Below are 4,454 nucleotides of genomic sequence, written 5' to 3' on the forward strand. Positions count from 1 at the left end.
ACACCAAATCAAGAAAAATCTATCTCGCATACCATATCTACGTCAATACGCTAACGTAGAGGATTTAGCAAGTTAGATTTTCTTGTAAAGTGGTGGAATATATAATAGATCCTTATAATTTTCACCATGATTGCCAGCGGAAATACGCTTTAGTCCAGTATTTGTACCTAAGCCATACAAGGTAAGAATAAGTCTTTTTTGAATAGTAGCACGATCAAGTCTTTCATGTGCTGCTATTGTTTTAAATCTATCGGTAAAAGATAGCCTAAGATCACTCTCTTTTAAAATATCAAGTAAATTAGTCATTGGCCATTGCTTCATTATTTCTGCTTTTAATTTGATAAGATTAACAGGTTCAGGCTGTGGATCACTTGTTGATACTGTTATCCATCCTTTATTATTTTTAGTTGATAAACGAACTTTAGGATTTTTAGGCATACCGCTATCTAGTTTTGTTAAGCTCTCATACATAACTTGCTTTATACTGGTTATAAACTCTTCTGAATTTAATGGCTTCTTTAAGGCTTTATAATGCTCTTCTCTGCGATTTTCAAAATCAGCTGGTAAATCTTCATCAGGATTTCTATATCTATCTGCTCCTATAACCCATATTTCTTTACAACGAAGTTTATCTCTTAAAGATTGTAGTGTAACAATTTCATAATTCATTCTGTTTATACGTTCTTGCCCGTTATCATCTGTTTCTATCACAGCATCCTTCATACCTGGTTTTATAACTCCATCAATAGGGATAATTTCAGTGTTAGAAAAATAATGAGTACCAATATTATAATACTTCCTAATAATTTCTAAGGCTTCTATATATAGGTTTATGAACATCATTATTAGATCTAAATTCAATTATATCAAGTATTTTTGGAATCATACGTCTATAGTGATTTGCATAGGAGGATCTCATTACTGTATAAACTTTTTGTTTGTACGCAGAGCCTGTAGTTTTAAATTCTTTCACTAATGAATTAAGGGTAGTTTCACTTACTATAGGAAATAATACGTCCTTTATAATACCCTCAGGATTGTTTAAGACTGCATCAGCCATTCTAAAAAGGATATTTGTTTTTCCGTTAACACGTTTAAAGTCATTTATAAATTCTTTCTCAACCTTTCTTTCTGCACGGACACCTATCCGATGGATAATCTGTATAAGTAATTCAATTAGATTATCTGTAATTTCCCTGCACCTGAGCCAGAAAAAAGCTGCTAATAAAGTATATCTTAAAGGTTCTGGATGTCTGCGTAATTCACGTGAATCTTCAGATACAGCTCTTTGCTTATATTTTTTAAGTATTTTCTGTGGAACGTTATTAAAAAGGTTGTCAGGTATATTAATTTGTCGAATGGTTTTGAGTTTGATTATTTCCTTAAAAACACTTTCAAGCCCAATTCGTCCTGGATCTGCTCTTAACTGACTAAATGATAGAAAATCTCTTTGCCTACAATCAATTTCGTTTTCATCATAAGCAGTTAAATCTTTTATTAAAGTATCCATCTTAATTAAAGTATCTTTGGATAATTTATTAAATGTTTCTTGGAAGAATTGATTTTCATAAGTAAAAATAGCTGACTTGGTTATACGATTCATGCGGTCAGGAGTTGGAGATTCAATATTTAATTCTCTGAATTTATTATAGGCTTCTTGTTTTAGATTATCTATATCAGCATTATGGTAAAATACATGCTTACACAGCCATTCTGTTACATTATCAATATCCTTAGCAGTTGCTTCTCTAAATTTGAAAAAGTCTCTAATTTGTGCTCTATGATACTTTATAACTCTTCCAGTCCAATCATATTTATCAAATAATGATGGATTTAAATTTAGTTGTTTTGATATGAAAAGAATAATTTCTTTTGGAATTTCGCTTTTATTCCTTGGAAACCGTGCTTCATATTGAAAAAATTTGAATAATACTGAAAATCCTAATCGATTACCGCTTGTTTTATTTCCTATTAAACTTAATTCATTTGGTAGAAATGTAAAGTACTCTATAAGCTCATCAATTTCCCAATTCCTTTTCACTGAAACCCCCTCCAAATATAGATTTTATCCCATTATATCACCTTTCATATGTATATTAGTTATCCTTCTTTAGTTTATTAAAAATTTAGCTTAAAAGATCTTGATGTTCTAAGGCCTTTTTTTGAGAAAAATTCATTTTATTGTATACAAGCAAATAATGATAAAACACGCTTCTTTTTTACATTTTTTATAATATTGTGAAAAATTTTACTTTAGCAGTTTACAAATCACACTACTTTTACGTCTTTAATAGATATATTTTTATCTTTCTATTTAGGGGGGACTAAACATATGAAAAAATCATTTTTTGAAATTATAGAAAAAGCAAAGGATGGAGATAAAGAAGCTTTTATTGAAATCATAAATAAATTTGAGCCAACATTAAAAAAGTTTAGTAGAGAGTTAAATTATGAACTGGCTGAAACAGATTTAATTATAGCATTAATAGAGATTGTAAAGGGGATAAAATCAAGTAATTTCAAGACAAAAAATGATGGTGTTGTTGTAAATTACATATATAATTCGATGAAAAATAGAAAAGTAGATTTATTTAGAAAATATGTAAAAGGAGTTAAAGAAGAAATGGAAATAAACTTAGATGTAATAGAAAATGAAGCTAATTATCAAATTGAAGACGGAGTTTTTGTTAAAGATTTATTAAATATGCTGACAGATATTCAAAAAATCGTTATAGTAGAAAAATTTATAAAAGGTTATTCTGATGCAGAGATAGCTACTAAGCTTCATATATCAAGGCAAGCTGTAAATAAAGCTAAAAACAAAGCAATAAAACGTCTTAAAGAATATTTAAAAACAGAACTATGTATAGCTATTTAATTTCTTATACGAGAAGGTGGTGATTATATTGGAAAATAAAGTACTTGAATTAGCTTCATCTCAAGGAATATGGGCAGCTTTAAGTGTTGCTCTTATTTTTTATATTTTAAAAGCACAAGAAAAGAGAGATCTAAGGCAAGAAGAAAGAGAACAAAACTATCAAGGCATTATATCTAAGCTTACTGATAAATTAAATATTGTTGAGGATGTAAAAAAAGACGTAGAGGAAATTAAAAGCTATGTATTTAAGAAAGATTAGTCAAAATTAAAAAGGAAAAAGGAGATGGATATGAATATTATAGAAACCAACTTAGATTTTAAGAAGCTGCATTATACAAATGAGCTTACAGCGATAATCCTTCATCATGCTGCACATAGTACCTGTAATGTATATGACATTCATAAATGGCATAAAAGAGATAAAGGCTGGAGTGGAATTGGATATCATTTTTTTATCACGAAGGATGGAAAGATATATAGAGGACGACCAGAGAAGGCTGTAGGAGCGCACTGCTTAAATCATAATGCATATTCCATAGGAATATGTGTCCAAGGTGATTACATGAAGGAATCCATGCTTATAGAGCATGAAAAGGTAGTAATGGAGTTATGCAGATATTTGTGTGATAAATATAAGATTGAAACTATCAAAGGACATAAAGAATTAAATCCAACAAGCTGTCCAGGCGAGAACTATCCTTTAGAAAGAATAAAGGAAGAAGTATTCTATTAGAAAAAAGGATTAGATACTTACTACAGTAAAATCTGGAGATACTTTGTGGTCAATAGCTAAAGTGTTTGATATATCCATAGAGCAATTAAAAAGATTAAATAAATTAAGTACAGATACAATCTATCCAAATCAAGTATTACGAGTAGTTTAAGCATCTTCATAAAACGAAGATGTTTTTCTTTTTTATATAATTTTAAAATTTTTATCATTTCAGGTTTACATTTTAGGAAATAAAAACGTCTTTATTAAGTGTAAGACAAAACAAGCTGGCCAGTAAGTTGAGTTTTATAAATAAAAAATAAATTTAAAGGAGTGAAGTTATAATGGCAACTACAAGTACGTATAGTGCGACTTTAAGTAGATATCAAATTGATTCAATTTTAGACGAACTTAAAGACGCAAAGAAAGAATCATCCGCTTTAGGAACTACAGAGGCTTTTGTAGGTATTATCTTTGGAGTTTTCAGCATGTCAACAGGAGGATTATCTGCATTTATTGCTGGGGTATTAGGAGTAACTTTAGGAGGACATACAATTAATCATGGTTATTTTCATGGAAAATTAGAAAATACTATAGATGCATTTACAGCAGCGAAAGATATACTTCAAGATACTAGTTTTGATAGAATACAAGTGAAAGGTAAATTTTATAAATCTAGTTATGGTGAGGTTATTTCTGATGTATATTTCACAAAAGCACGCCTTAAAGGGACAGATACTTGGATAACAATAAGCTAATTAATACTTTATAAATTAACTCGTTGTGCTAGTTAAAATTTACAAATAGAAAAACTCCAGCAAATTATGTTAACCTATCATTAATAACGACCAAGAAATTAAGATA

The 4,454-nt window shown here is 29.3% G+C and carries 6 protein-coding genes; 4 read left to right on the forward strand and 2 right to left on the reverse strand.

The genetic code is table 11. The features are described from left to right. Positions 1 to 72 precede the first annotated feature (72 nt). On the reverse strand, positions 73 to 723 hold the full coding sequence (locus BUA77_RS14475; protein WP_242939127.1) for a Tn3 family transposase: 651 nt from the start codon (positions 721 to 723) through the stop codon (positions 73 to 75). A 76-nt stretch (positions 724 to 799) separates the two neighbouring features. Continuing rightward, positions 800 to 2,041, reverse strand: a complete 1,242-nt coding sequence (locus tag BUA77_RS14480; RefSeq protein WP_242939128.1) for a DUF4158 domain-containing protein — start codon at positions 2,039 to 2,041, stop codon at positions 800 to 802. A gap of 291 nt (positions 2,042 to 2,332) precedes the next feature. On the opposite strand from BUA77_RS14480, the gene BUA77_RS12780 reads away from it, so the two are divergent. From BUA77_RS12780 to BUA77_RS12800, 4 genes are all read left to right on the forward strand, one after another. Continuing rightward, positions 2,333 to 2,878 (forward strand): RNA polymerase sigma factor, encoded by a 546-nt coding sequence (locus BUA77_RS12780; RefSeq protein WP_072890882.1) that lies wholly within the window; start codon positions 2,333 to 2,335, stop codon positions 2,876 to 2,878. A 28-nt stretch (positions 2,879 to 2,906) separates the two neighbouring features. After that, positions 2,907 to 3,137: a BhlA/UviB family holin-like peptide gene (locus BUA77_RS12785; RefSeq protein WP_072890884.1), complete on the forward strand. Its 231-nt coding sequence runs from the start codon at positions 2,907 to 2,909 to the stop codon at positions 3,135 to 3,137. A 30-nt stretch (positions 3,138 to 3,167) separates the two neighbouring features. Continuing rightward, positions 3,168 to 3,611 (forward strand): peptidoglycan recognition protein family protein, encoded by a 444-nt coding sequence (locus tag BUA77_RS12790; protein ID WP_072890887.1) that lies wholly within the window; start codon positions 3,168 to 3,170, stop codon positions 3,609 to 3,611. Positions 3,612 to 3,934: 323 nt separating this feature from the next. Beyond that, positions 3,935 to 4,348 carry a hypothetical protein gene (locus BUA77_RS12800; RefSeq protein ID WP_072890889.1) on the forward strand — a complete coding sequence of 138 codons (414 nt, stop codon included), beginning with the start codon at positions 3,935 to 3,937 and terminating at the stop codon, positions 4,346 to 4,348. Positions 4,349 to 4,454 lie beyond the last annotated feature (106 nt).

The organism is Tepidibacter formicigenes DSM 15518 (genome assembly GCF_900142235.1).
Classification (GTDB): domain Bacteria; phylum Bacillota; class Clostridia; order Peptostreptococcales; family Peptostreptococcaceae; genus Tepidibacter; species Tepidibacter formicigenes.

Bases quoted from the DNA above. Each gene is read 5' to 3' on its own strand.
- BUA77_RS14475 (WP_242939127.1), bottom strand. From the start codon at position 723: ATGAAGGATGCTGTGATAGAAACAGATGATAACGGGCAAGAACGTATA.
- BUA77_RS12780 (WP_072890882.1), top strand. From the start codon at position 2,333: ATGAAAAAATCATTTTTTGAAATTATAGAAAAAGCAAAGGATGGAGAT.
- BUA77_RS12790 (WP_072890887.1), top strand. From the start codon at position 3,168: ATGAATATTATAGAAACCAACTTAGATTTTAAGAAGCTGCATTATACA.
- BUA77_RS12800 (WP_072890889.1), top strand. From the start codon at position 3,935: ATGGCAACTACAAGTACGTATAGTGCGACTTTAAGTAGATATCAAATT.